Below are 21,463 nucleotides of genomic sequence, written 5' to 3' on the forward strand. Positions count from 1 at the left end.
CCTGCCCGTCCCCGCCTCCCGCTCCCGATCCCGCCCCTGCCCCCTGCTCAGCCCCCACCCCCAGCCCCACTCCCACCCCCTGACAGCACCTCACCGAGGTCGTAGGAGACGGGCTCCTCCAACTGCCCGTACCCGCAGCTCTCCGGCGTACGGTCCGGCCGCCACCGGCGGAACTGGGCCGTGTGCCGGAACCGGGTGCCCTCCATGTGGTCGTACCCGACCTCGCACACCCGCTCGGGCCGCAGCGCCACCCAGGACAGGTCCTTCTTGCCGGACCAGCGGCTCGGCGCCCCGGGCAGCCGGGCGGTCTCGTGCGCGGCCTCGTCCGTCCAGGCCGCCCACGGGTGCTCGTCGGGCGGGTCCATGCGCAGCGGCTCCAGCTCGTCGACCAGTTCCGCGCGCCGTTTCTCGGTGAACGCCGCGCAGACGCCGACGTGCTGGAGGGTGCCCTGGTCGTCGTACAGGCCGAGCAGCAGGGAGCCGACGACCGGGCCGCTCTTGTGGAAGCGGTAGCCGGCCACGACGACGTCGGCGGTCCGCTCGTGCTTGATCTTGTACATGAGCCGGGCGTCGGGCCGGTAGGGCAGGTTCAGGGGCTTGGCGATCACGCCGTCGAGCCCTGCGCCCTCGTACTGGTCGAACCAGCCCCGCGCCACCTCGATGTCCGTCGTGGACGGCGCCAGGTGGACGGGGGCGTCGACACCGTGCAGGGCCTCCTCCAGCACCGCCCGGCGCTCGACGAGAGGCGTGTCCATGAGCGACTCGTCACCGAGGGCCAGCAGGTCGAAGGCGATGAACCGCGCCGGGGTCCGCTCCGACAGCATCTTCACCCGGGACGCGGCAGGGTGGATGCGCTCGGTGAGCTTGTCGAAGTCCAGCCGCCCTTCGTGGGCGATCACGATCTCGCCGTCCACGACACAGCGCTCCGGCAGCCGGGGCGGCAGGGCGGTGACCAGCTCGGGGAAGTACCGGGTCAGCGGCTTTCCGGTGCGGCTGCCGATCACCAGCTCGGGCCCGTCCCGGTGGACGATCGCCCGGAAGCCGTCCCATTTGGCCTCGTACTGCATGCCGGGCGGGATCCTCTTCACGGACTTGGCCAGCATCGGCTTCACGGGCGGCATCACCGGCAGGTCCATGGCTCGATTCTGCCCGACCGCATCTGGATATGCCCGATATGCGAGCTCTATCCGGGCGTCCTACTGTGGCGCCTATGGCAAACGCGGTGGAGCTGGAGGCCGGCGGGCGGACCGTACGCCTGTCCAACCCGGACAAGGTCTACTTCCCGGAGCGCGGCTTCACGAAGCTGGACGTGGCGCGCTACTTCCTCGCCGTACGCGAGGGCATCACGCGTGCCCTGCGCGACCGCCCGACCACCCTGGAGCGCTTCGTCGACGGCGTGGAGGGCGAGTCCTTCTTCCAGAAGCGCGCGCCCAAGAACCTCCCCGACTGGATCCCCACCGCCCACATCTCCTTCCCCAGCGGACGCTTCGCCGACGAGATCCGCCCCACCGAGATCGCCGCCGTCATCTGGGCCGCCAACCTCGGCACGCTCACCTTCCACCCCTGGCCGGTACGCGGCGACCGCACCGACCACCCCGACGAGCTGCGCATCGACCTGGACCCGCAGCCCGGCACCGGCTTCGCCGAGGCGGTGGCCGCCGCGCACGAGCTGCACGCCCTGCTCGACGAGCACGGACTGCGCGGCTGGCCGAAGACCTCTGGCGGGCGTGGCATCCACGTCTACGTACCGATCGAACCGCGCTGGGACTTCACCCGTGTGCGCCGCGCCGCCATCGCCGTGGGCCGAGAGCTGGAACGGCGCATGCCCGGCCGGGTCACCACCGCGTGGTGGAAGGAGGAGCGCGGCGAGAAGATCTTCGTCGACTACAACCAGACGGCCCGTGACCGGACCATCGCCTCCGCCTACTCGATCCGCCCCAAGCCGCACGCCCCGGTGTCCGCCCCGCTCCGGTGGGACGAACTGGACGATGTCGACCCCCGCGACTTCGACCTGGCGACCATGCCCGTGCGGTACGCCGACTACGGCGACATCCACGCGGACATGGACGACCACGCCTTCTCGCTGGACAGCCTGCTGGAGATGGCCGCCAAGGACGAGCGCGACCACGGCCTGGCGGACCTGCCGTACCCGCCGGACTACCCCAAGATGCCGGGTGAGCCCAAGCGGGTACAGCCGAGCCGCGCCAAGAAGAGCGACTAGCCGGTCACAGCTCCTTGATCCGGATGTCGCGGTACGAGATCACATCCGTCGTGCCGTGGACCTGGAGTCCTATGTAGCCGGTGGCGTACCGCCGGCCGTCGGTGCCCGGGTCGCCGTCGCGCGGCGGGAAGAACTCCTGGCCGGCGTTGTTGTCGAACTCGTTGATCAGGACACCGTTGCGGAAGACCGAGTAGTGCTGGCCCTCCACCCGGATCTCGTAGTCGTTCCAGGTGCCCTTCGGGGTGACGCCCGCGCCGCCGAGCCCCACCCGGTCGAACCCGTAGACCGAGCCCGTCTTGTACATGTCGCCGTCCGGCCGGTCCAGCACCTGGACCTCGTGCCCGAACTTGATGGCGACCCACTCCGGCCGAGGCTCCTCCGGGTGGTTGTGGACGTTCGGGAAACGGACGAAGACACCGGAGTTGGCGTTGCCGGTGCCCGGGGCGTCGTCGCGCCACTGGAGCTTCAGCGAGAAGTTTCCGTACTGCCGCTGCGGGAACCACAGCATGCCCATGCCCGGGACCGTGGTGCTGCTGGTCATCGAGCCGTCGCCGTTGAGCGCGAACTTCCCGCCGCCCACGTGTTGCCACCTGGCGAAGGTCTCCGCCGAGCCGTCGAACAGTGTGCGGTAGCCGGTGGTCTGGCCCGGTTTGCCGATCCCTGACTCCTTGGCCGCGCGGTAGATCGTCCGGTGCTCGCGGGCGTCGATGACCCCCTCGGCGAGCAGCGTGTCGAGCACCGCGTCCACGTGCTTGAGGAACAGCGCGTGCGACGACCAGTCCTTCTCGTCCTCGATCAGCTCGTTGATGGTGCACCGGCCGCGCGTCATCCGGTTCGGTACGCCGCTGTCGACCGTGCCCACGATGACGGTGAGCCGCTCGTCGTACTCCGGGCAGTTGGGCGCCGGTACGCCGCCACCCTCCGCGACGTTGAAGGCGACCTGCTTGGCGGCCGAGGTGTTGCCGGCCTTGTCGGTGGCCCGGTGCAGCACCGTGTGGTAGCCCACCCGGTCCACCACGACCGGTGCCGTGTACGCCAGGTACGGCCCGCCGTCCAGGGAGTACTCCACCTTGTCGACGCCGGAGCCGCCGGTGTCGGTCGCCGTGACCGTCACGGTGGCGCTGGTGATGAAGGCCCCGTCGGAGTTCTTGCTCCCGGTCACCGTGGCCGTCGTCTCGGGCGGGTTCGTGTCCTCGGCGGGCGGGGCGACGACCGTGAACCGCACCGACTTCTCCGCCGCCACGTTCCCGGCCCGGTCCGTGGCCCGGTAGCGGACCGTGTGGGTGCCCGCCTGGTGCACCATCACCGGGGCGGTGTAGGTCTGCCAGGCACCGTCGGCCCCGATCGCGTACTCGATGGTGTTGACGCCCGAGCCGGTGTCGGACGCGGTGACGGTGACCGTCGCCATGTCCAGGTACTGGCCCTGGTCGTTCTTCTCACCACTGACGGTCGCCGACGTCTCCGGCGGGGTCCTGTCGTCCGTCGGCGGGGCGACGACGGTGAAGTCGACCGCCTTCTCGGCGGAGGTGTTGCCCGCCTTGTCGGTGGCTCGGTAGCGGATCCGGTGGGTGCCCACCTCGTGGACCATCACCGGCGCGGTGTACGCCTGCCAGGCGCCGTCCGCCCCGACCGCGTACTCGATCCGGTCCACGCCCGAGCCGCCGGTGTCGGTCGCCGAGACCGTGACGTTGGCGTGGCCGATGTACGCGCCGTCGGCGTTCCGCTCGCCCTCGACCTTCGCCGAGGTCTCCGGCGCCGTGGTGTCCTCGCCGCCGCCGGCCTCCGTCACGGTGAGGATGCCCTGCATCGCACCGTGGCCCGGGATGGTGCAGTAGAACCGGTACCGCCCGGGCGTCAGGGTGACCTGCGCGGTGTGCTTGCCGCCCTGGTCGTCGTTGGGGTTGGCCAGGATGTTCAGCTGGACGTCGTTGTTGTACTCCGGGTCCGAGACGTCGAACGTCAGGGTGTGCGGCATGCCGGTGGTGTTCCCGGTGGCCGTGCTGTTCTCGAAGACGATCGTCGTCGGCCCCGCCACCGCGGTGGTCGGGAAGGTCAGATAGCGCTCGATGGGGTCACCGGCGGTCCAGGTCAGCACCTGCTCCGCCGCGGCCGCCGGTCCTGCCGCCGGACCGTTGTCGGGTCGCCCGTATGCGGCGGTCGACGTCAGCCCCAGAACCATCAGCAGGGACCCGAGCAGGGCGGTCCAGATCCGTGGAGAACGTCTCACTGTGCGGCCGCCTTCCTCGCGAGAGCGTCGGCGGCGGGCGTCGGCTCGCCACCCTTGTACGTCACCCGCCACAGCGCGGACTTGGCGTCGGAGGTGAAGAAGCCGCGCCCGTAGTCCAGGACGTACAGCGAGCCGTCCGGCGCGAACTTCCAGTCCATCAGGTTGCGGATGCCGTTCGCTCCGACCGGGATGATCTTCTTCAGGGACTCGGCGTGCACCGGCAGTCCGCCCTTGCCGACCGTCCTCGGGTCCATCAGTACGGCGTGCCGCGGCTGGTCGCCGTCGTAGAAGTCGCCGACGAACCACTTGCCGTCCCAGTACGCCGGCCACTTCACCGTGCTGTCGCTCGTCGCGTCGTGCCGGTACACCGGGCCGTTCATGGTCGCCTGGCCGCCGCCCTTGAGCCACGGCAACAGCAGCTTCTGCTCCTCCGTCTTGTAGCTGGGCACACCGGCCGCGTTCCTCGGGAAGTCCGGGCCGCCGCCCTGCGGCGCGTACCAGATGGTGTTCGGCGTAACCGGTGGCAGGTTCACCAGGCCGTCGTTGTTCGGCGACTCGTTCTTCGGCCTGGCGCAGTCGTACCAGCCGAGCGGTTTGCTCGGATCCGGCAGGTTGCGGTCCCGGTACGGCTGGTTGTTGCCCATGCAGTACGGCCAGCCGTGGTTGCCCGCCTTGGTGATCGCGGCGAACGTGTCGTACTTCGCCGGACCCCATGTGGTCGACGGAGCACCGGCGTCGGGGCCGACCCACCCCGCGTAGAGGATGTCGGTCTGCTTGTCGACGAAGATCCGGGCCGGGTTGCGCACGCCCATCACATAGATCTCGCCGCGCGTCTTGCCGCCCCCTTCGTCCGGCTCCTCGCCGGTGAAGAGGTTGCCCTCGGGGATCGTGTACGTCCCGTCGTCCTCCGGGTGGATGCGGAGGATCTTGCCGTTGAGGTTGTTGGTGTTGCCCGAGGTGCGGCGCGCGTCGGCGAACGACACGCCCTTGAAGTCCGGCTCCGGGTTGTTGCCCGAGTACCCCGAGCTGAAGCCGCTGGAGTTGTTGTCACCGGTGGCGATGTACAGGTTCTCCTTGGAGTCCCAGGCCATGCCGCCGCCCGCGTGACAGCAACTGTGGATCTGTACCGGCCACTTCAGCAGCACCTTCTCGCTCGCCAGGTCCAGCTTGTCGGTGGCGAGGTCGAGGGTGAAACGGGAGACGTACCGCTCCGCCATGTGCGTGTCGCGGTTGATCCGCGAGTGCGGTGTGTAGTGCAGGTACACCCAGCCGTTGGACAGGAAGTCCGGGTCCAGCTCGATGCCGAGGAGACCCTCCTCGTTCTTGATCAGCTCGTCGCCGCCGCCCTTGTTCCCGAAGACCGTCAGCGCGCCCGCGAGCCGCACCTTCCTGGTCTTCGGGTCGTAGACGTGGATCTCGCCCTTGCCCTTGCCGATGCCGGGGTCGTTCCAGTCCGTGACCACGGGCTGGGAGGAGTCCGCGCCGCCGCGCCCGATGTAGAGGATGCGGCCGTCGGGGGCGGCGACCAGGCCGTGTGGCTCACCGATCTGGTCGTTCTGCCCCGGCTGGTTGGGCTGGGTGACCCGCTCGGCGGCATAGTGGGCGTCGATGGTGGCCTTGCAGTCGGCGCGGGACAGCCGGGTGGTCCACAGCAGGGCGCCGCGCAGATGGTCGCGGAAGTCGGTTTCGGCGAACGACTCGACCGTACCGCCCATGCCCGTGTAGAAGGACCGGCCACCGTCGTAGTCACGGCACCAGGAGACCGGATGGTCCCAGCCGTTGGCGCTCGCGCCCGGCGTGTAGGTGTTCTCCTTGACCCGTGCCACCGTGTGCACGGTGCCCGACGGGTTGACCGTCCAGTTGAGCCACTGGTCGGGGCGCTTCCAGTGCAGCGGAAGCTGCTTGGTGGCCGGATGCTGCCGGTCGCCCACCTCCACGGTGGCACGCTGGACGGCGGTGGGGCTGTTCGCGGCGGGCCGGGCGCCGACCAGACCGGTGAACCAGTCCGAATACGGCTCGGTGCGCGCGGCGTTGTGGATGCCGAGGAAGCCGCCGCCGGCCTCCATGTACGCCTCCAGTCCCGCCTCCTGCTCGGGGTCGAGCACATCACCCCCACCGGTCAGGAACACGATCACGTTGTACCGGCCGAGCGTGCGGGCGTCGGTGAAGACCGAGGCGTCGTCCGTGGCCTCGGTGCGGAACTGCTGGGCCGCCGGGCCCGATTGGCCGATCGACTCGACCGCCGCGATACCGGCGTCGACGGTCGGGGACTCAGCCGTGGCCGAGGCGTGGAAGACCAGCACCCGCACCTGGGCCCCACCGGGCGGCGACTGTATCGACAACGTTGTCCAAGTGCTCGGACCGGGCTCGCCGGGATTGGGTCCGGCGGTGGCCGGCGTACCGACGAGCAGGGAGGCCGCCATGGCTCCGGCGGCGAGAGCAACCGCCGCCCGGCGGCGGGATCTTGACCGGTGATGTGGTGCACGGTGCATGTGTTCACCCACCCCTCTGTGGTCACAGCAAACGACGATGAAGCTAGACCTCTTTCCGTGACACGCCAATAGCTTGACACCAATCACGCGAACTTTGTCCTGGCTGTGGATAAACCCCGGTTCACCCGGCTACGGTGTGCCCGTCCCGGGGGCCCCTCCGCCCCGTCATCCTCCGCACCGCACAGGGGAGTTCGGCATGGACAGACGGAGCTTCAACCGGCGCCTGCTGGCCGGGGGAGCGGTTGCCGCGACCGGCGTGACATCGTTGTCCGTGGCCTCCGCGCCCGACGCCGTATCGGCCGAGACGCCGCCGCCGACCGCCCCTGCCGGTGGTCAGGTGCGTCACCTCAAGCTGTACGCCGAGAAACTGGCGGACGGTCAGATGGGCTACGGCCTGGACAAGGGCAAGGCCACCATCCCGGGGCCGCTGATCGAACTGAACGAAGGGGACACGCTCCACATCGAGTTCGAGAACACCATGGACGTCCCGGCCAGCCTGCATGTCCACGGTGTGGACTGCGACATCGCGAGCGACGGCACGAAGATGAACCGCAGTCATGTCGAGCCCGGGGGTACCCGTACCTACACCTGGCGCACCCATGCCCCCGGCCGCCGCAAGGACGGCACATGGCGGGCCGGCAGCGCGGGTTACTGGCACTACCACGACCACGTCGTGGGCACCGACCACGGCACGGGCGGCATCCGCAAGGGGCTGTACGGCCCGGTCGTCGTGCGGCGCCAGGGCGACATCCTGCCGGACAAGCAGTTCACCATCGTCTTCAACGACATGACGATCAACAACAAGCCCGGCCACCAGAGCCCCGACTTCCGGGCGACGGTGGGCGACCGGGTGGAGATCATCATGATCACCCACGGCGAGTACTACCACACCTTCCATATCCACGGTCACCGGTGGGCGGACAACCGCACCGGTCTGCTCACCGGCCCCGACGACCCCAGCCGGGTCGTCGACAACAAGATCACCGGCCCCGCCGACTCCTTCGGCTTCCAGATCATCGCGGGCGAGCATGTGGGCGCCGGCGCCTGGATGTACCACTGCCATGTGCAGAGCCACTCGGACATGGGCATGGCCGGCCTCTTCCTGGTGGCCAAGCCGGACGGCACGATCCCGGGCTACGAGCCGCACCACCCCGCGACGGCCACCGGCCGTACGCACGCCCACTGAGCGGCCCGCGTCCATGAGCAGCCCGCCCCGGAGGCGTCCGGGGCGGGCTTTTCGTTCCCCGTAAAACTATACGAACGATCGTGCTAGTATTCCAGCCTCACCCGGCCGACCGAGGAGAACCCGGCATGCATCCCATGGCTCCACTCCTTCGCACCGCCCTCAACACCACCTCCCGCATCGCCCCCCGCCTCGCCGGCCGGGCCGCCTTCGCCGTCTTCGTCCAGCCCCTGGGGCGCAGCCGCGTGCGTCCGGACGAGCGTCCGTTGCTGGACCGGGCGCGGCTCGGCACCCTGCGCGTGAGCGGCAGCAAAGTCGTCACATACGCGTGGGGCGACGGCGTCCGGCCGGTGCTCGTGGTCCACGGCTGGTCGTCCCGGAGCTCCCGGTTCAGCGCGTTCATCAGCGCGCTCTGCGACAAGGGCTACAGCCCCGTCACCTTCGACGCCCCCGGGCACGGCGACTCGGAGGGCCGCGCGAGCAACATCCGCGATTACCGCGAGATCATTGGGCGGTTGCACGCCGAGCACGGTGACTTCGACGCCGTCATCGCGCACTCCTTCGGCGTACTGGCGTCCTTCGTCGCGCTGCACGACGGCGTCGTGGCGCACCGGCTCGTCGGCATCGGAGGCGTCACCGAATTCGACCACCTCGTCCACGCCTTCTGTACGCGGCTCGGCGTGCACGAGCGGCTGAAGCGTGACCTACGCGGCTACGTCGAGCACAGTCTCTTCCCTGATGAGCCGGGCATATGGGAGCGCCTGACCGTCGCTTACGAGCCCGAGCGACTGGCCGTGCCCGTGCTGCTGTTCCACGACGAGGACGACGACATGTCTCCCGTCGCCCAGTCCCGGCTCGCCGCCACCGCCCACGGCGAGCGCGCCCGCCTCGTCGTCACCAGGGGCCTCGGCCACCGGCGCATCCTCGGCGACCCGGAAGTCGTCGCCCGGACCGTGGACTTCGTCGTCACCGCCGACGCCCTGCCGTGACAGCGTGGTCGCCCATTGAGGGTGGCCATGCCGCGGTACGAGGCGCGGACGACCTGCGCGACGCCGGGGCGGACCGGGCGGTCGTCTGCCCGCGCGGCGCCGCCCACCCCGTACCGCGGATCCTCTGCCGCGGGCTCGGCTTCCGCCCCTGCGCCCGCACCCACACCACCTACGTCCACGACGCCCGGGACGCCCCTGGACGCCTACGGCCGCTGAGGCAGTGCGCCCGGGTCCGTGACGTCGGCCCGGAGCCGGCTCAGGATGCCCTTCGCGGCCCGGTCGTACGCCGAGTCGTCGTCGTGCAGCACCGACTGGGCGTTCGCCGCCTCCATCAGCGCGATCAGCTCGAACGCGACCTGACCCACGTCCATGGAGGCGTCGAAACCGCCCGCTGTACGGGCCTCCTCCAGGGTCCGCTCCACATACGCCACCCAGTCCTGGCGCGCCTTGGCGATCGCCTCGCGCACCGGCCCGCTACGGGCGTCGAACTCCGCCGACACGCCGTAGAAGAAGCACCCGCCCGCGAACACCCGCTGCTCGGAGTACCCGAGCCAGTTCTCGCACAGAGCCCACACCCGCCCCGGCCCGGGCGGCAGGTCCCGCACCGGGGCGATCACCCGCTCCACGTACACGGCGACCGCGGCCCGTACCGTCGCCAGCTGCAGCTCCTCCTTGGAGCCGAACAGCGCGAAGACGCCGCTCTTGCTGAGCTTCAGCTCCGTGGCGATACGCCCCAGGGAGAGGCCCTCCAGCCCCTCCACCGAGGCGATGTCCACCGTGCGGCCGAGGATCAGCCGCCGGGTCTGGTTGCCGCGCTCGACACGTCCGTCCCGTCCGTCCGTCATCCGCCCAGCGTACTGAACGCACGGTCGTGCGGTCAGCCCGCGATGTCGAGCACCTCCCAGTCGGGGGACGGCTCGTGCCGCACGTACATGCGCGAGCCGCGGCAGATCCGCTGGTGCCGGAAGGGGGTGCTGCCGTCCGCCCGGCGGAACCGTCCCCGTGAGACCGGCTCCGCCGTGGCCGGTGTCAGTCGGCAGTAGGTGAGCAGGTCCGCGTCCTCACCGTTCCCGCTGAGGAACACGGCAAGATCGCCATGGACGGCAAGGGCCATGGCGCCCCGGACGGGGCCGGTGCGCACCCGTACGCCGTCGTCGCGGATCTCCAGGAGCGGGGCTCCGCCATACGGCGAGCTCCACACACCGTTCGTCCCGACATTCAGGGAACAGATGTCCCAGATGTCCGCGACGCCGGGAGGCGCCTTGCAGGCCCACAGCGGCTCCCCGGTACTGCTCCACCGCCGAAGCCCCGCCCCGCTGAGCGGATCACCCGAGTAGATGCCCTCGTCGAAGTACCCCACCCACAGATCGCCCGCCGTGTCGGTCAGCAGGTACTCCACGCCGTACCCGACCCCGAACGTCCACGAGAGCCGCCCCAGCGCGTCGAAGACCCGCACCCCGCCGCCCGTATCGGCGATCACGAAGCCGCCGTCCGGAAGCGCGTCCACGCGCGCGTGGCGCGGGAGAACCGCGCTCAGGTGCGTCTCCTCGGTCCGCCCGGCGTCGACGGTGACGATCACGCCCTCGTACGGGGTGGGCCCGGCGGCCACCCAGTGCGCACGGCCGTACGCGTCGACGGTGGTGCCGATGACATGCGACTCCCGGTACGCGCGGGGAAGGCGGGCGTACGGGGTCGAACGGATGGCTTTCATGCTGCTTCTCGCTCCTCGGAACGGTGCTGGACGCGGATCTCCACTTCTCGGTACGGGAGAACCGGCGGCGCGTTCGCCGAGGGGCGGGGGACGGGGGCCCTACGCGGCATGAGCCTTTCTGGTCGTCATGGGGCCGATCATACGTGCGGGCGCGCTCCTGATGCGGCGGTCCGGCGACGGCAGCAGACTCAGGCCCATGCTGACCACCCGTTACGTCACCGGCTCCCCGAACTGGGTCGACCTCGGCACGCCCGACCTCCAGGGCGCGGAATCCTTCTACGGCGCCCTGTTCGGCTGGCGCTTCCGGTCCGCCGGTCCCGAGGCCGGCGGCTACGGAATGTTCCAGCTCGACGGCAGGACCGTCGCGGGCGGCATGACCGTCCCGCCCGACCAGGCCCCGCCCGGGTGGACGGTCTACTTCCAGACGCCCGACGCCGACGCCACGGCGGCGGCCGTGCGGGACGGTGGCGGGACCGTGCTGTTCGAGCCGATGGACGTCTTCGACCTCGGCCGCATGGCGGTCTTCGCCGACCCGGCGGACGTGGGCTTCGCCGTCTGGCAGCCGGGCGCCAACAAGGGCCTGGACGTGGTCAACGACCCGAACAGCCTGTGCTGGACGGAGCTGTACACCCGCGATCCGGCCGCCGCCATGGCCTTCTACGGGTCGGTGCTCGGCATCGAGTCGTCCTCCGTACCGTGGCCCGACGGCACCGGCTCCTACATCCTCCTCACCCCCGCGGGCGGTGGCGACGACGCCTCGTTCGGCGGCGTGGTCCCCCTCGGCACGGACCCGGTGGAGGAGGCGGAAGGCCCGTACTGGACCCCCTACTTCGAGGTTCCCGACACCGACGCCACAGCCGCGAAGGCCGAACAACTGGGCGGCACCGTCCGGCTCGCCCCCACCGAACTGGGCGGCGTGGGACGCCTCGCCAAGCTGACCGACCCCTATGGCGCCCGCTTCGCGGTCATCACCAGTGCCCCGGCGCAGCCCTAGCGACCCGGGACACCCCGCTCGAACCCCTTGCCGGCCACGCCCCGGAGGCCCATGCTTACGGAGCGAACAACCACGCCCCTCGCCCCGTTCGGCGTTGATGGATCGTTGACGTCCCGTTTATCGGAGCGGGGCAGCGTGTTCGGCATGCCGATCAACCGCACCACGACCGACGACCACGAACTCTCCTGGCAGGAAACCGCCCTGTGCGCCCAGACGGGCCCGGACTTCTTCTTCCCCGACCCCGGCTCCTCCACCCGCGAGGCCAAGCGCCTCTGCGCCGCCTGCGAAGGCCGCGAGGCCTGCCTCGAATACGCCCTCACCCACGACGAACGCTTCGGCGTCTGGGGCGGCCTCTCCGAGAAGGAACGGTACGCGCTGAGGCGGCGGGGATAACCGGATGCCCGGCCGAGCCGCCCGCCCTTAAGATCACATGCGCATGGAGCAGCAGCGACACAGCGCGGTGACGGACGACGAGCTGGCCGAATTCGGCCGTACGGTGGGGCGGCTACGGACCCTGCCGCTGGACGACCCCATACGTATGCGGGCCGAGGAACTCGCCGCCTCCTTCGCCCGCGAGAGCCGCAACAAGCGCCGCAGGGCCCGGCAGCGGGCGCGGTCCGAGGCCGACGCCGTGCTCACCGCCGCCACCGCCACCGGGGCGCTCGACCGCCGCGAGGACGCGCCCCTGCCGACCCGGCGCGGCACCGTCGGGGAGTTCCTCAAGCCCCGCCACTGCTATGTCTGCAAAGCGCCCTATCGGCAGGCCGACGCGTTCTACCACCGCCTCTGCCCGGTCTGCGCCACCGACAACGCCGCCCGCCGCGCCCAGTCCACCGACCTCACCGGGCGCCGCGCGCTGCTCACCGGCGGCCGGGTGAAGATCGGGTTCCAGCTCGCGCTGATGATGCTCCGCGACGGCGCCGAACTCCTCGTCACCAGCCGCTTCCCGCACGACACCCTGCGCCGCTTCCGCGCCGCCGAGGGCAGCGAGCAGTGGCTGGAGCGGCTCACGGTCGTCGCCATCGACCTGCGCGACCCGCGCCAGGTCCTCGGCCTGTGCGAGCGCCTCCTCGCCGACGGCCGGTCCCTCGACATACTCGTCAACAACGCCGCCCAGACCATACGCCGCCCGCCCGAGTCCTACGCCGCGCTCCACGCGGGGGAGCGGGGCGAGCTGCCGGGCGGGGTCATCGCGGCTCCCGGGTACGCCCCGGCCCTTCCGGCCACCAGTGGCGGCGCCCTCGCCCTCGTACTCGACGGCGAAGACGCCGAAACGGACGAGGCGGGGCTGCTGCCCGACCCCGCGCCCCACAACTCCTGGTCCGCCCGGCTCGGCGAGCTCGACCCCGCCGAGCTGCTGGAGACCCAGCTCGTCAACGCCCTCGCACCGGCTCTCCTGTGCGACCGCCTGCTGCCGCTGCTGCTCGCCTCGCCACACCCGCGCCGCTACATCGTCAACGTCAGCGCGGTGGAAGGGCGGTTCGCGGTCCGCAACAAGACGGCCGGCCACCCGCACACCAACATGGCGAAAGCCGCGCTCAACATGCTCACCCGCACCAGCGCCGAGCACCTCGCCGGCCAGGGCGTCCACATGTGCAGCGTCGACACCGGCTGGATCACCGACGAGAACCCGGCGCCCCGCAAGGCACGGATCGCCGCCGTCGGCACCCGTACCCCGCTGGACGTCGTGGACGGCGCCGCCCGCGTCTACGACCCGATCGTGCGGGGCGAGGCGGGCGCGCCGGTCGCCGGTGTCTTCCTCAAGGACTACCAGCGGGCTGCGTGGTGATACGGAAGGTCTCCCCGTACGTCTGCCACGTCAGCGGGACCTTCAGGTCCATGTTCCCGTCCCGCAGGAACACGCGCTGGGCCGTGTCGATACGGGACGTGTCCCGCTCCCGCTCGGTCTTCTGCGCCTTCATCACGGCGCGGCTCGCGTCCAAGAAGGCGTTGAGGTACGCCTTCTCGTCACCGCCCTCCGCCGCGGTCCCGGCCTTCTTCATCGCCGCCGCGCGGATCCCGTAGAACGCCTCGGGCCCCACGCCGGGGCCGTGCAGCACCATCGCGTCGTAGTAGATGAACTGGCCGAGCGTGGACAGGCCGTCCATCTTCGCCAGCCGCACGGCCGGGTCGAAGTAGATGCGGTCCCGCATCTCGTCCTGCGCCGCGCGGAAGGCGGGGTCCAGCGCAGCCTTCTTCCAGGCGTCGGTGAAGCCGGGGTCGAGACCCTCGTGCGAGTCGGTGCCGTCGACCTCGCGCAGCGCCGGGAGGTACGCGGCCAGCGGGTTGTCCGGGTGCTGCTTCGTGTAGTACTCGACGAGCTGAAGCATGTCGTTGGTGCCGGAGCAGAAGCCGATGACGCCGGCGGTGTAACCGTTGCCGTCGCCGATGTCCTCGATGTCGTCGTACTCGCCGCGCCAGTCGAGCGTCGAGTTGTCGGCGCTGGCCACCAGCTGGGCGGCGAGCTCCTTCTTGCCGGGCGCGGCCAGGCCGGGCGGCATCTTGGCGATGCGCGCCTCCAGGGCCTTCTGCTCGTCCAGCGTGCCCGCCTTGAGCGGGTTCGGTGCCCCCGTGGCCGTGGGCGCCTGCGGGACGGGGCTGTCATCGGCGGCGTCGGCGGGGCGTACGGAACCGTCGCCTCCGCCGAAGACGATGGCGGCGGCGACGGCTATCGGAGCACCGATCAGGAAAAAGCGGGTCACAGGCTTCACGCGCCACAGCGTACGACGCCCCTTCGCGCCCCCTGTGAGCGCCCTGTGCGCCGAGCGCGTCCGGCGCGAAGGGAACTCGAGCCTCCGCCACAGCCGCCCACGGCTGACGCCACCCCGGGTGCCCGGTCTCCGGGACCGGCGGGGCCGGACGGGGCCGCGCGGCCGGCCGGCGGGCGGGTGAACCGCACCCGCCGGGCCGGTGCCGGACGTCCGGGGCGGGGCCGTGCCGCTACGGGGACCCGCCCGGCGGGTCAGCGGCCGCGGGCCGCCATGCGGGCCTTGCGGGCGGCGAGTTTCTCGTCGAACTTGCTCGCCTCCGTGTCGAGGCCGTCCATGTACAGGCCCAGCTCCTCCTGCGCCTTGAGGCCCTCCGGGCCCAGCCCGTCGATTTCCAGGACCTTCAGGAAGCGCAGCACCGGCTGCAGGACGTCGTCGTGGTGGATGCGCAGGTTGTAGATCTCGCCGATCGCCATCTGCGCCGCCGCCCGCTCGAAGCCCGGCATGCCGTGCCCCGGCATGCGGAAGTTCACGACCACGTCCCGGACCGCCTGCATGGTCAGGTCCGGGGCGAGCTCGAAGGCCGCGCTCAGCAGATTCCGGTAGAAGACCATGTGCAGGTTCTCGTCGGTCGCGATGCGCGCCAGCATCCGGTCGCAGACCGGGTCACCCGACTGGTGGCCGGTGTTGCGGTGCGAGATGCGGGTCGCAAGCTCCTGGAAGGCGACGTACGCGACCGAGTGCAGCATCGAGTGGCGGTTGTCCGACTCGAAGCCCTCGCTCATGTGGGCCATCCGGAACTGCTCCAGCTTGTCCGGGTCCACGGCGCGCGAGGCGAGCAGGTAGTCGCGCATCACGATGCCGTGCCGGCCCTCCTCGGCGGTCCAGCGGTGCACCCAGGTGCCCCACGCGCCGTCCCGCCCGAAGAGCGTGGCGATCTCGTGGTGGTAGCTGGGGAGGTTGTCCTCGGTCAGCAGGTTGACGACGAGCGCGATCTTGCCGATGTCGGTGACCTTGGACTGCTCAGGCTCCCAGGCCTCGCCGTCCTCGAAGAAGCCCGGGAAATTACGGGCGTCCGACCACGGGACGTACTCGTGGGGCATCCAGTCCTTGACGACCTTCAGATGGCGGTTGAGCTCCTTCTCGACCACCTCCTCCAAGGCGTACAGCAGCCGGGCGTCGGTCCACACGTCCGAACTGCCGAGGTGGGGAGAGGTGAGGGTCATACGGGTACTCCTGGGGACGGGAGAATTACTTACGGCTTCGTAGGTTACGAGACCGTAGGTTAAGGGGCCCGTAAGCCCCAGCCAAGCCCGGGTTCGCGGATGGACGCTTACGTTCCGTTATGCGTAGAGGTCACGGACGCGTACGGAGAGACATGTCACGCACCCTTCGAGCTTTTCGAACTCGCCGATGTCGACGACGACCGGCTCGTACCCGAGATCCGCGAACAGCTCCGCCGACTTCGGGGCGCTCGCCGCCATCAGCAGCTTCCCACCGCCCAGCAGCACCACATGCGCGCCCGCCTCCTCCGGCACCGGCAGGAAGCGCGGGAAGACGGAAGGCGTCTCCACCAGCGGCTCGTACCCCACGACCGTGCCGTCCGGCAGCGCCGTGACCGCCGACTTCAGGTGCAGCACCCTGCTCATCGGTACGGCGACCACGCGGGCGCCCAGCGGCTCGAACGCCGCCCGCAGCTGCGCCACGCCCGCCGCATTGGTCCTCCCGCCCCGCCCCACGTACACGGTGTCGCCGATCTTGAGCACATCGCCCCCGTCGAGCGTGCCCGGCTCCCGCACCCGGTTCACCGAGCAGCCCAGCCGGGCCACCGCCTCCTCGACGGCCGCGGTCTCCGGCCGCCGCGACTCCGCGCCCGGCCGGGAGATCAGCGCCACATTGCGGAACATCACCACCGTGTCCTCGACGAAGACCCCGTCCGGGCAGTCGTCGGCCGGCTCCACCTCCACGGTCTGCCACCCGTGCGCGCGGAGGGCGCCGACGTACCGCTCCCACTGGGCGGTGGCCAGGGCGGGGTCGACGGCTGTGCGCTCGACATGAGTGACCAGGCCCTCGGCGAGGCGCGGGCTCGGTCGGCGGACCAGGGCTTTTCTGCTGGGCACGGGCAGGCCTCCAGAAGTCGGTGGTCCGCCCACCCCTACCCCGTCGGCGGCGGACTACTCGACGTCCAGGTCCCGCCGCAGGTACTCCGCCGTGAACGACTTCCGGTGCTCCAGCAGCCGGGCGGGCGTCCCTTCGAAGACCAGCTCACCGCCGTGCTTGCCGCCGTCCGGGCCCAGGTCGATCACCCAGTCCGCCCGCTTGACCACATCCATGTTGTGCTCCACGCACACCACCGTGTTGCCGGCGTCGACCAGCCGGTCCAGCAGCGCGACGAGCGTGCCCACATCGGCCATGTGCAGCCCGGTCGTCGGCTCGTCCAGCACGTACACACTGCCCGTGCGGTGCAGCTGAGTCGCCAGCTTGATCCGTTGCCGTTCGCCACCCGAAAGCGAGCTGAGCGGCTGCCCGAGCGTGAGGTAGGTGAGCCCGACGTCGTTGAGCGTGCGCAGTTTGCGCTGCAGCGCCCGGTCGTCGAAGAAGGCGATCGCGTCCGCCGCCGTCATCTCCAGTACGTCGACGATGGACCTGCCCCGTACCCGGTGCTCCAGCACGTCGTCGTGGAACCGCCGCCCCTCGCACGCCTCGCAGGTCGTCGTGACCGGGTCCATGAAGGCCAGGTCGGTGTGGATGACACCCCGTCCCGCGCAGGTGCCGCACGCCCCCGCCGAGTTGAAGCTGAAGAGGGAGGCCGGGACGCCGTTCTCCCTCCCGAAGACCTTCCGTACGGTGTCCATGATCCCCAGGTACGACGCCGGGGTCGACCGCGACGACGCCGTGATCGCGCCCTGGTCGATGACGACCGCCTCCGGGTACGCGGACGTGAACACCTCAGACACGAGCGTCGACTTGCCCGACCCGGCCACTCCCGTCACGGCCGTCAGCACCCCGGCCGGGAAGCGGACGTCGATGCCCTTCAGATTGTGCAGGTCCGCCCCGGTCACCGGCAGCCACCCGGTGGGCGAGCGGAACGTCTCCTTCAACGGCGTACGCCGGCGCAAACACCGTCCGGTGAGCGTGTCCGCCTCCCGCAGCCCGGCGAACGGCCCCGCGTACACCACCTCTCCGCCGTCCGTGCCGGCGCGCGGCCCCATGTCGACGATGTGGTCCGCGATCGCCATCACGTCCGGGTCGTGCTCCACCACCAGGACCGTGTTGCCCTTGTCCCGCAGCCGCCGCAGCAGGTCGTTGAGCCGCCCGACATCGCGCGGGTGCAGCCCCACGCTCGGCTCGTCGAAGACGAAGGTGAGCCCCGTCAGCGAACTGCCCAGGTGCCGCACCATCTTCAGCCGCTGGCCCTCGCCGCCCGACAGGGTCGTGGTCTCCCGGTCCAGGCTCAGATAGCCCAGCCCGATCCCCACCAGCCGTTCCAGCCGCTCACGCGCGGCCGCCGCGATCGGCGTGGCGACCGGGTCGTCGATCCCCGCCAGGACCTCGACCAGGTCGGCCACCTCCATCCGCGTGCAGTCGGCGATGTTCAGCCCGTCGATACGGGTCGCGAGCGCCGCCTCGTTCAGCCGCGCCCCGCCGCACGCCTCGCACACCCCCTGTGTGGTGACGCTCTGCACGGTCTCCTTGTACGCGTCGGACAACCCGGCCGTGTCACGCTTCAGGTACAGCCGGTCGAACCGGTCCACCAGCCCCTCGAACCGCACGTCCGCCGCACCGGACTTCATCACCAGCCGCACCTTCAGGTCCGAGCCCCCGCCCGTCCCGTACAGCAGCGCCCGGCGCTCCTCCGCCGTGTAGTCGGCGAGCGGCTTGTCCGGGTCGAAGAGGCCCGAGTCGGCGTACAGCTTCCACTGCCAGCTGCCGACGGACGTGCCCGGCAGCCGCAGCGCGCCGCCGTTGAGGGACTTCGACCAGTCGACGGCCTTGTCCAGGTCGAGCCGGACCGTCCGCCCCACCCCGTCGCACACCGGGCACATCCCGGACGGGTCGTTGAAGGAGTACGCGGTCGCGGGGCCCGCGCTCGGAGTGCCGTACCGGGAGAACAGCACCCGGATCACCGAGAAGATGTCCGTCATCGTGCCGACCGTCGAGCGGACGTTGCCGCCGATGGGTTTCTGGTCGACGACGATCGCCACCGACAGGTCGTCGATCGCGTCGACGTGCGGCCGTTCGTACTTCGGCAGCCGGTTCCTGATGAACCAGGTGAAGGTCTCGTTCAGCTGCCGCTGCGACTCGACGGCGATCGTGTCGAAGACGACCGACGACTTGCCGGAGCCGGACACGCCGGTGAAGACGGTGATGCGGTTCTTGGGCAGGGTGAGGGAGATGTCCCGGAGGTTGTTCTCGCGGGCGCCCGCGATGACGATGTGTGAAGCCATACGGGGGACGCTATGGCGAATACCCGACACCTCCTGTCGGGTATTCGCCAGGTCGTCACCGGTTCGACAGCACCTCCTCCGCCGTCGTCGGACGCAGCTCGCCGTCCTCCAGCAGCAGCCAGCGCGTAATCCCGATCGACTCCAGGAACGGCACGTCGTGGCTCGCGACGATCAGTGCCCCCTCGTACACGTCCAGCGCCGCCGCGAGCTTCCGTACGCCGGCCATGTCCAGGTTGTTCGTCGGCTCGTCCAGCATCAGCAGCTGCGGTGCCGGCTCGGCCAGCAGGAGCGCCGCCAGCGCCGCCCGGAACCGCTCGCCGCCCGACAGCGTCCCGGCCGGCTGTTCGGCCCGCGCGCCCCGGAACAGGAAACGGGCCAGCCGCGCCCGGATCCGGTTGTTGGTCGCCTCGGGGGCGAACCGGGCGACGTTCTCCACCACGCTCAGGTCGTCGTCGAGGATGTCCAGCCGCTGCGGCAGGAAGCGCAGCGGGACGTGCGCCACCACCTCGCCCGACACCGGCTCCAGTTCACCGGCGACCGTGCGCAGCAGCGTCGTCTTGCCGGCGCCGTTGCGCCCGACGAGCGCGATCCGCTCCGGGCCGCGCAGCTCCCACTCGCCGCCGACCCGCGCCCCGTACCGCAGTTCCAGGTCGCGGAGCAGCAGCACGCCCCGCCCCGGTGGGACGGTGGTGTACGGCAGCTCGATACGGATCTCGTCGTCGTCCCGTACCGCCTCCACCGCCTCGTCCAGCCGCTCCTTGGCCTCGGCGAGCTTCTGGGCGTGCATGACGCGGTGCTTTCCGGCCGACTCCTGGGCCGCCCGCATGCGCAGCTTCATCACGGCGCGCGGCTCGCGCTTGGTGTCGTACATCTTCTGCCCGTACCGCTTGCGTCGCGACAACTTCACCTGGGCGTCCGCCAGTTCCCGCTTCTGGCGCTGTACGTCGGCCTCGGCGACCCGCACCATGCGCTCGGCCGCCTCCTGTTCGGCGGCGAGCGCCTCCTCGTACGCGGAGTAGGCGCCGCCGTACCAGGTCACCTCCCCGTCGCGGAGATCGGCGATCTGGTCGACCCGCTCCAGCAGTTCGCGGTCGTGGCTGACCACGACGAGGACGCCGGACCAGGCTTCCACGGCCGCGTACAGGCGGCGGCGGGCGTACAGGTCCAGGTTGTTCGTCGGTTCGTCGAGCAGCAGCACGTCCGGCCGGGCCAGCAGCAGGGCCGCGAGGCGCAGCAGGACGCACTCGCCTCCCGACACCTCCCCGATGGTGCGGTCCAGGCCGATGTGCCCGAGGCCGAGCTGGTCGAGCGTGGCGCGCGCCCGCTCCTCCACGTCCCAGTCGTCACCGATGGCCGTGAAGTGCTCCTCGCTCGCGTCACCGCCCTCGATGGCGTGCAGCGCGGCACGGGTGGCGGCGATCCCGAGCGCCTGGTCGACGCGCAGTGCGGTGTCGAGCGTGGCGTTCTGCGGCAGGTAGCCGATCTCGCCCGCGGTGCGGACCGTGCCGTCGGTGGGGGTGAGTTCACCCGCCAACAGCTTCAGCAGGGTCGACTTCCCGGAGCCGTTGAGGCCGACCAGGCCGGTCCTGCCGGGACCGACCGCGAGCTGGAAGCCGTCCAGGACTTCCGTGCCGTCCGGCCAGGAGAAGGACAGATCGGTGCAGGTGATGGAGGTGGGGAAGGCAGACATACGGGTCTCCCGGTTGCGTGAGAAGAGAAAGGGCAACGGGTGAGACACCAGGACGGCTCAGGGGCCGAGGTCGCACACATCAGCGCGCACAGCGCCGAACGCGGCTGTGCGACACGGTGTCTCGAGACCTCAGACGAGCAACGTCCTACTCCATTCGGCGACGACAAGGGCCGGGAAGGAAGTTACGCCCGGTTCGCTCCGGGCTGCAACGCAATTGTTCTGACGCGGTGGGTCGGCGGTCAGCAGGCGTCGCGCAGCAGCTCGGTCAGGTCCTGGTCGAGGTCCAGGAACTGGTGCTCGCAGCCGGCCGGCACCAAGTGCTGGGCGCGCCTGAGGAAACGGCGCACCTCGGAGGTGCGCACGTGCACCATCGCGACGCCCTCGGGGGCGTGGAACTCCACGACCGTACGGTCGTAGCCGAAGGGCCGTACGCGGACGTCGCCGACCCCGGCCGGCTCCTCGACCCCCGTGACCAGCAGTTCCCGGGAGAACTCCCAGGACACCTCGACGCCCTCCAGGGTGGCCCGCGCGGGAAAGGCCATCCGCACGGCGAAGGGGTCCTCGCGGTCGTAGCGCAGTGTCGCCGAGACGGTTTCCGTACGGGGCGTGGACGCGACCAGGCGGGCCTGTACGGCCTGCTCGATGACGGTGGACAAGGCCTGCTCCCTCACACGCGGCTGCGGCGTACGCCTCCCTTACACCAGGGAGGACGACGAAATCCGTCGCCGCGTGCATTGACGGGTGGTGTGACCTGCGTCACTTACGCGCCCTGGACGGCCGATCCGGCGTCGGCTACGTTC

17 protein-coding genes are annotated in these 21,463 nt (G+C 70.6%); 6 read left to right on the forward strand and 11 right to left on the reverse strand.

The features are described 5' to 3' along the window. Positions 1-47: 47 nt before the first annotated feature. The gene (locus tag BKD26_RS36175; RefSeq protein ID WP_084907084.1) at positions 48-1,136 is read right to left on the reverse strand and encodes an ATP-dependent DNA ligase; all 1,089 of its coding nucleotides are present in this window, start codon (positions 1,134-1,136) and stop codon (positions 48-50) included. Between the two features lie 74 nt (positions 1,137-1,210). Here BKD26_RS36175 and ligD point away from each other — a divergent pair, with 74 nt between their 5' ends. Beyond that, on the forward strand, positions 1,211-2,221 hold the full coding sequence (gene ligD, locus BKD26_RS36180) for a non-homologous end-joining DNA ligase (protein WP_179166834.1): 1,011 nt from the start codon (positions 1,211-1,213) through the stop codon (positions 2,219-2,221). Between the two features lie 4 nt (positions 2,222-2,225). Here ligD and BKD26_RS36185 read toward each other — a convergent pair whose 3' ends face one another. After that, positions 2,226-4,400 (reverse strand): family 16 glycoside hydrolase, encoded by a 2,175-nt coding sequence (locus tag BKD26_RS36185; RefSeq protein ID WP_084907150.1) that lies wholly within the window; start codon positions 4,398-4,400, stop codon positions 2,226-2,228. Between the two features lie 44 nt (positions 4,401-4,444). Beyond that, positions 4,445-6,940, reverse strand: a complete 2,496-nt coding sequence (locus BKD26_RS36190) for a ThuA domain-containing protein (protein ID WP_084907086.1) — start codon at positions 6,938-6,940, stop codon at positions 4,445-4,447. A 196-nt stretch (positions 6,941-7,136) separates the two neighbouring features. Between BKD26_RS36190 and BKD26_RS36195 the strand changes: the two genes are divergently transcribed. Both BKD26_RS36195 and BKD26_RS36200 read left to right on the forward strand, forming a co-directional pair. Beyond that, positions 7,137-8,126, forward strand: coding sequence for a multicopper oxidase domain-containing protein (locus BKD26_RS36195; protein ID WP_084907088.1), 990 nt, complete (start codon positions 7,137-7,139; stop codon positions 8,124-8,126). Positions 8,127-8,260: 134 nt separating this feature from the next. Further along, positions 8,261-9,112, forward strand: coding sequence for an alpha/beta hydrolase (locus tag BKD26_RS36200; RefSeq protein ID WP_241519010.1), 852 nt, complete (start codon positions 8,261-8,263; stop codon positions 9,110-9,112). Between the two features lie 203 nt (positions 9,113-9,315). On the opposite strand, the gene BKD26_RS36205 is transcribed toward BKD26_RS36200, so the two are convergent. Further along, complete coding sequence (locus BKD26_RS36205) at positions 9,316-9,957, reverse strand: TetR/AcrR family transcriptional regulator (protein ID WP_084907092.1); 642 nt, start codon at positions 9,955-9,957, stop codon at positions 9,316-9,318. Positions 9,958-9,989: 32 nt separating this feature from the next. Further along, complete coding sequence (locus BKD26_RS36210; RefSeq protein ID WP_084907094.1) at positions 9,990-10,823, reverse strand: hypothetical protein; 834 nt, start codon at positions 10,821-10,823, stop codon at positions 9,990-9,992. 196 nt (positions 10,824-11,019) lie between these two features. Here BKD26_RS36210 and BKD26_RS36215 point away from each other — a divergent pair, with 196 nt between their 5' ends. The 3 genes from BKD26_RS36215 (at position 11,020) to BKD26_RS36225 (ending at position 13,606) form a co-directional block, all read left to right on the forward strand. Then, positions 11,020-11,817, forward strand: coding sequence for a VOC family protein (locus BKD26_RS36215; protein WP_084907152.1), 798 nt, complete (start codon positions 11,020-11,022; stop codon positions 11,815-11,817). 144 nt (positions 11,818-11,961) lie between these two features. Continuing rightward, complete coding sequence (locus BKD26_RS36220) at positions 11,962-12,210, forward strand: WhiB family transcriptional regulator (protein WP_084907154.1); 249 nt, start codon at positions 11,962-11,964, stop codon at positions 12,208-12,210. 43 nt (positions 12,211-12,253) lie between these two features. After that, the gene (locus BKD26_RS36225) at positions 12,254-13,606 is read left to right on the forward strand and encodes an SDR family oxidoreductase (protein WP_107418120.1); all 1,353 of its coding nucleotides are present in this window, start codon (positions 12,254-12,256) and stop codon (positions 13,604-13,606) included. On the opposite strand, the gene BKD26_RS36230 is transcribed toward BKD26_RS36225, so the two are convergent. The 6 genes from BKD26_RS36230 to BKD26_RS36255 all read right to left on the reverse strand — a co-directional run bounded on the left by BKD26_RS36230 (position 13,578) and on the right by BKD26_RS36255 (position 21,319). Then, a complete protein-coding gene (locus BKD26_RS36230) occupies positions 13,578-14,519 on the reverse strand; it encodes a chitosanase (RefSeq protein WP_084907099.1) in 942 nt (313 codons plus the stop codon). The two genes, BKD26_RS36225 and BKD26_RS36230, sit on opposite strands and share 29 nt — an antisense overlap. 260 nt (positions 14,520-14,779) lie before the next feature. Beyond that, the gene (locus tag BKD26_RS36235; protein ID WP_084907101.1) at positions 14,780-15,751 is read right to left on the reverse strand and encodes an acyl-ACP desaturase; all 972 of its coding nucleotides are present in this window, start codon (positions 15,749-15,751) and stop codon (positions 14,780-14,782) included. A gap of 117 nt (positions 15,752-15,868) precedes the next feature. Beyond that, complete coding sequence (gene ddaH, locus BKD26_RS36240) at positions 15,869-16,645, reverse strand: dimethylargininase (protein ID WP_084907103.1); 777 nt, start codon at positions 16,643-16,645, stop codon at positions 15,869-15,871. 54 nt (positions 16,646-16,699) lie between these two features. Then, complete coding sequence (locus tag BKD26_RS36245) at positions 16,700-18,973, reverse strand: excinuclease ABC subunit UvrA (protein WP_084907105.1); 2,274 nt, start codon at positions 18,971-18,973, stop codon at positions 16,700-16,702. 55 nt (positions 18,974-19,028) lie between these two features. Further along, the gene (locus BKD26_RS36250) at positions 19,029-20,663 is read right to left on the reverse strand and encodes an ATP-binding cassette domain-containing protein (RefSeq protein WP_084907107.1); all 1,635 of its coding nucleotides are present in this window, start codon (positions 20,661-20,663) and stop codon (positions 19,029-19,031) included. Positions 20,664-20,902: 239 nt separating this feature from the next. Continuing rightward, positions 20,903-21,319 carry an SsgA family sporulation/cell division regulator gene (locus tag BKD26_RS36255; RefSeq protein ID WP_084907109.1) on the reverse strand — a complete coding sequence of 139 codons (417 nt, stop codon included), beginning with the start codon at positions 21,317-21,319 and terminating at the stop codon, positions 20,903-20,905. Positions 21,320-21,463: the final 144 nt, after the last annotated feature.

The organism is Streptomyces sp. CB03238 (genome assembly GCF_002099185.1).
In the GTDB taxonomy this organism is placed as follows: Bacteria; Actinomycetota; Actinomycetes; order Streptomycetales; family Streptomycetaceae; genus Streptomyces.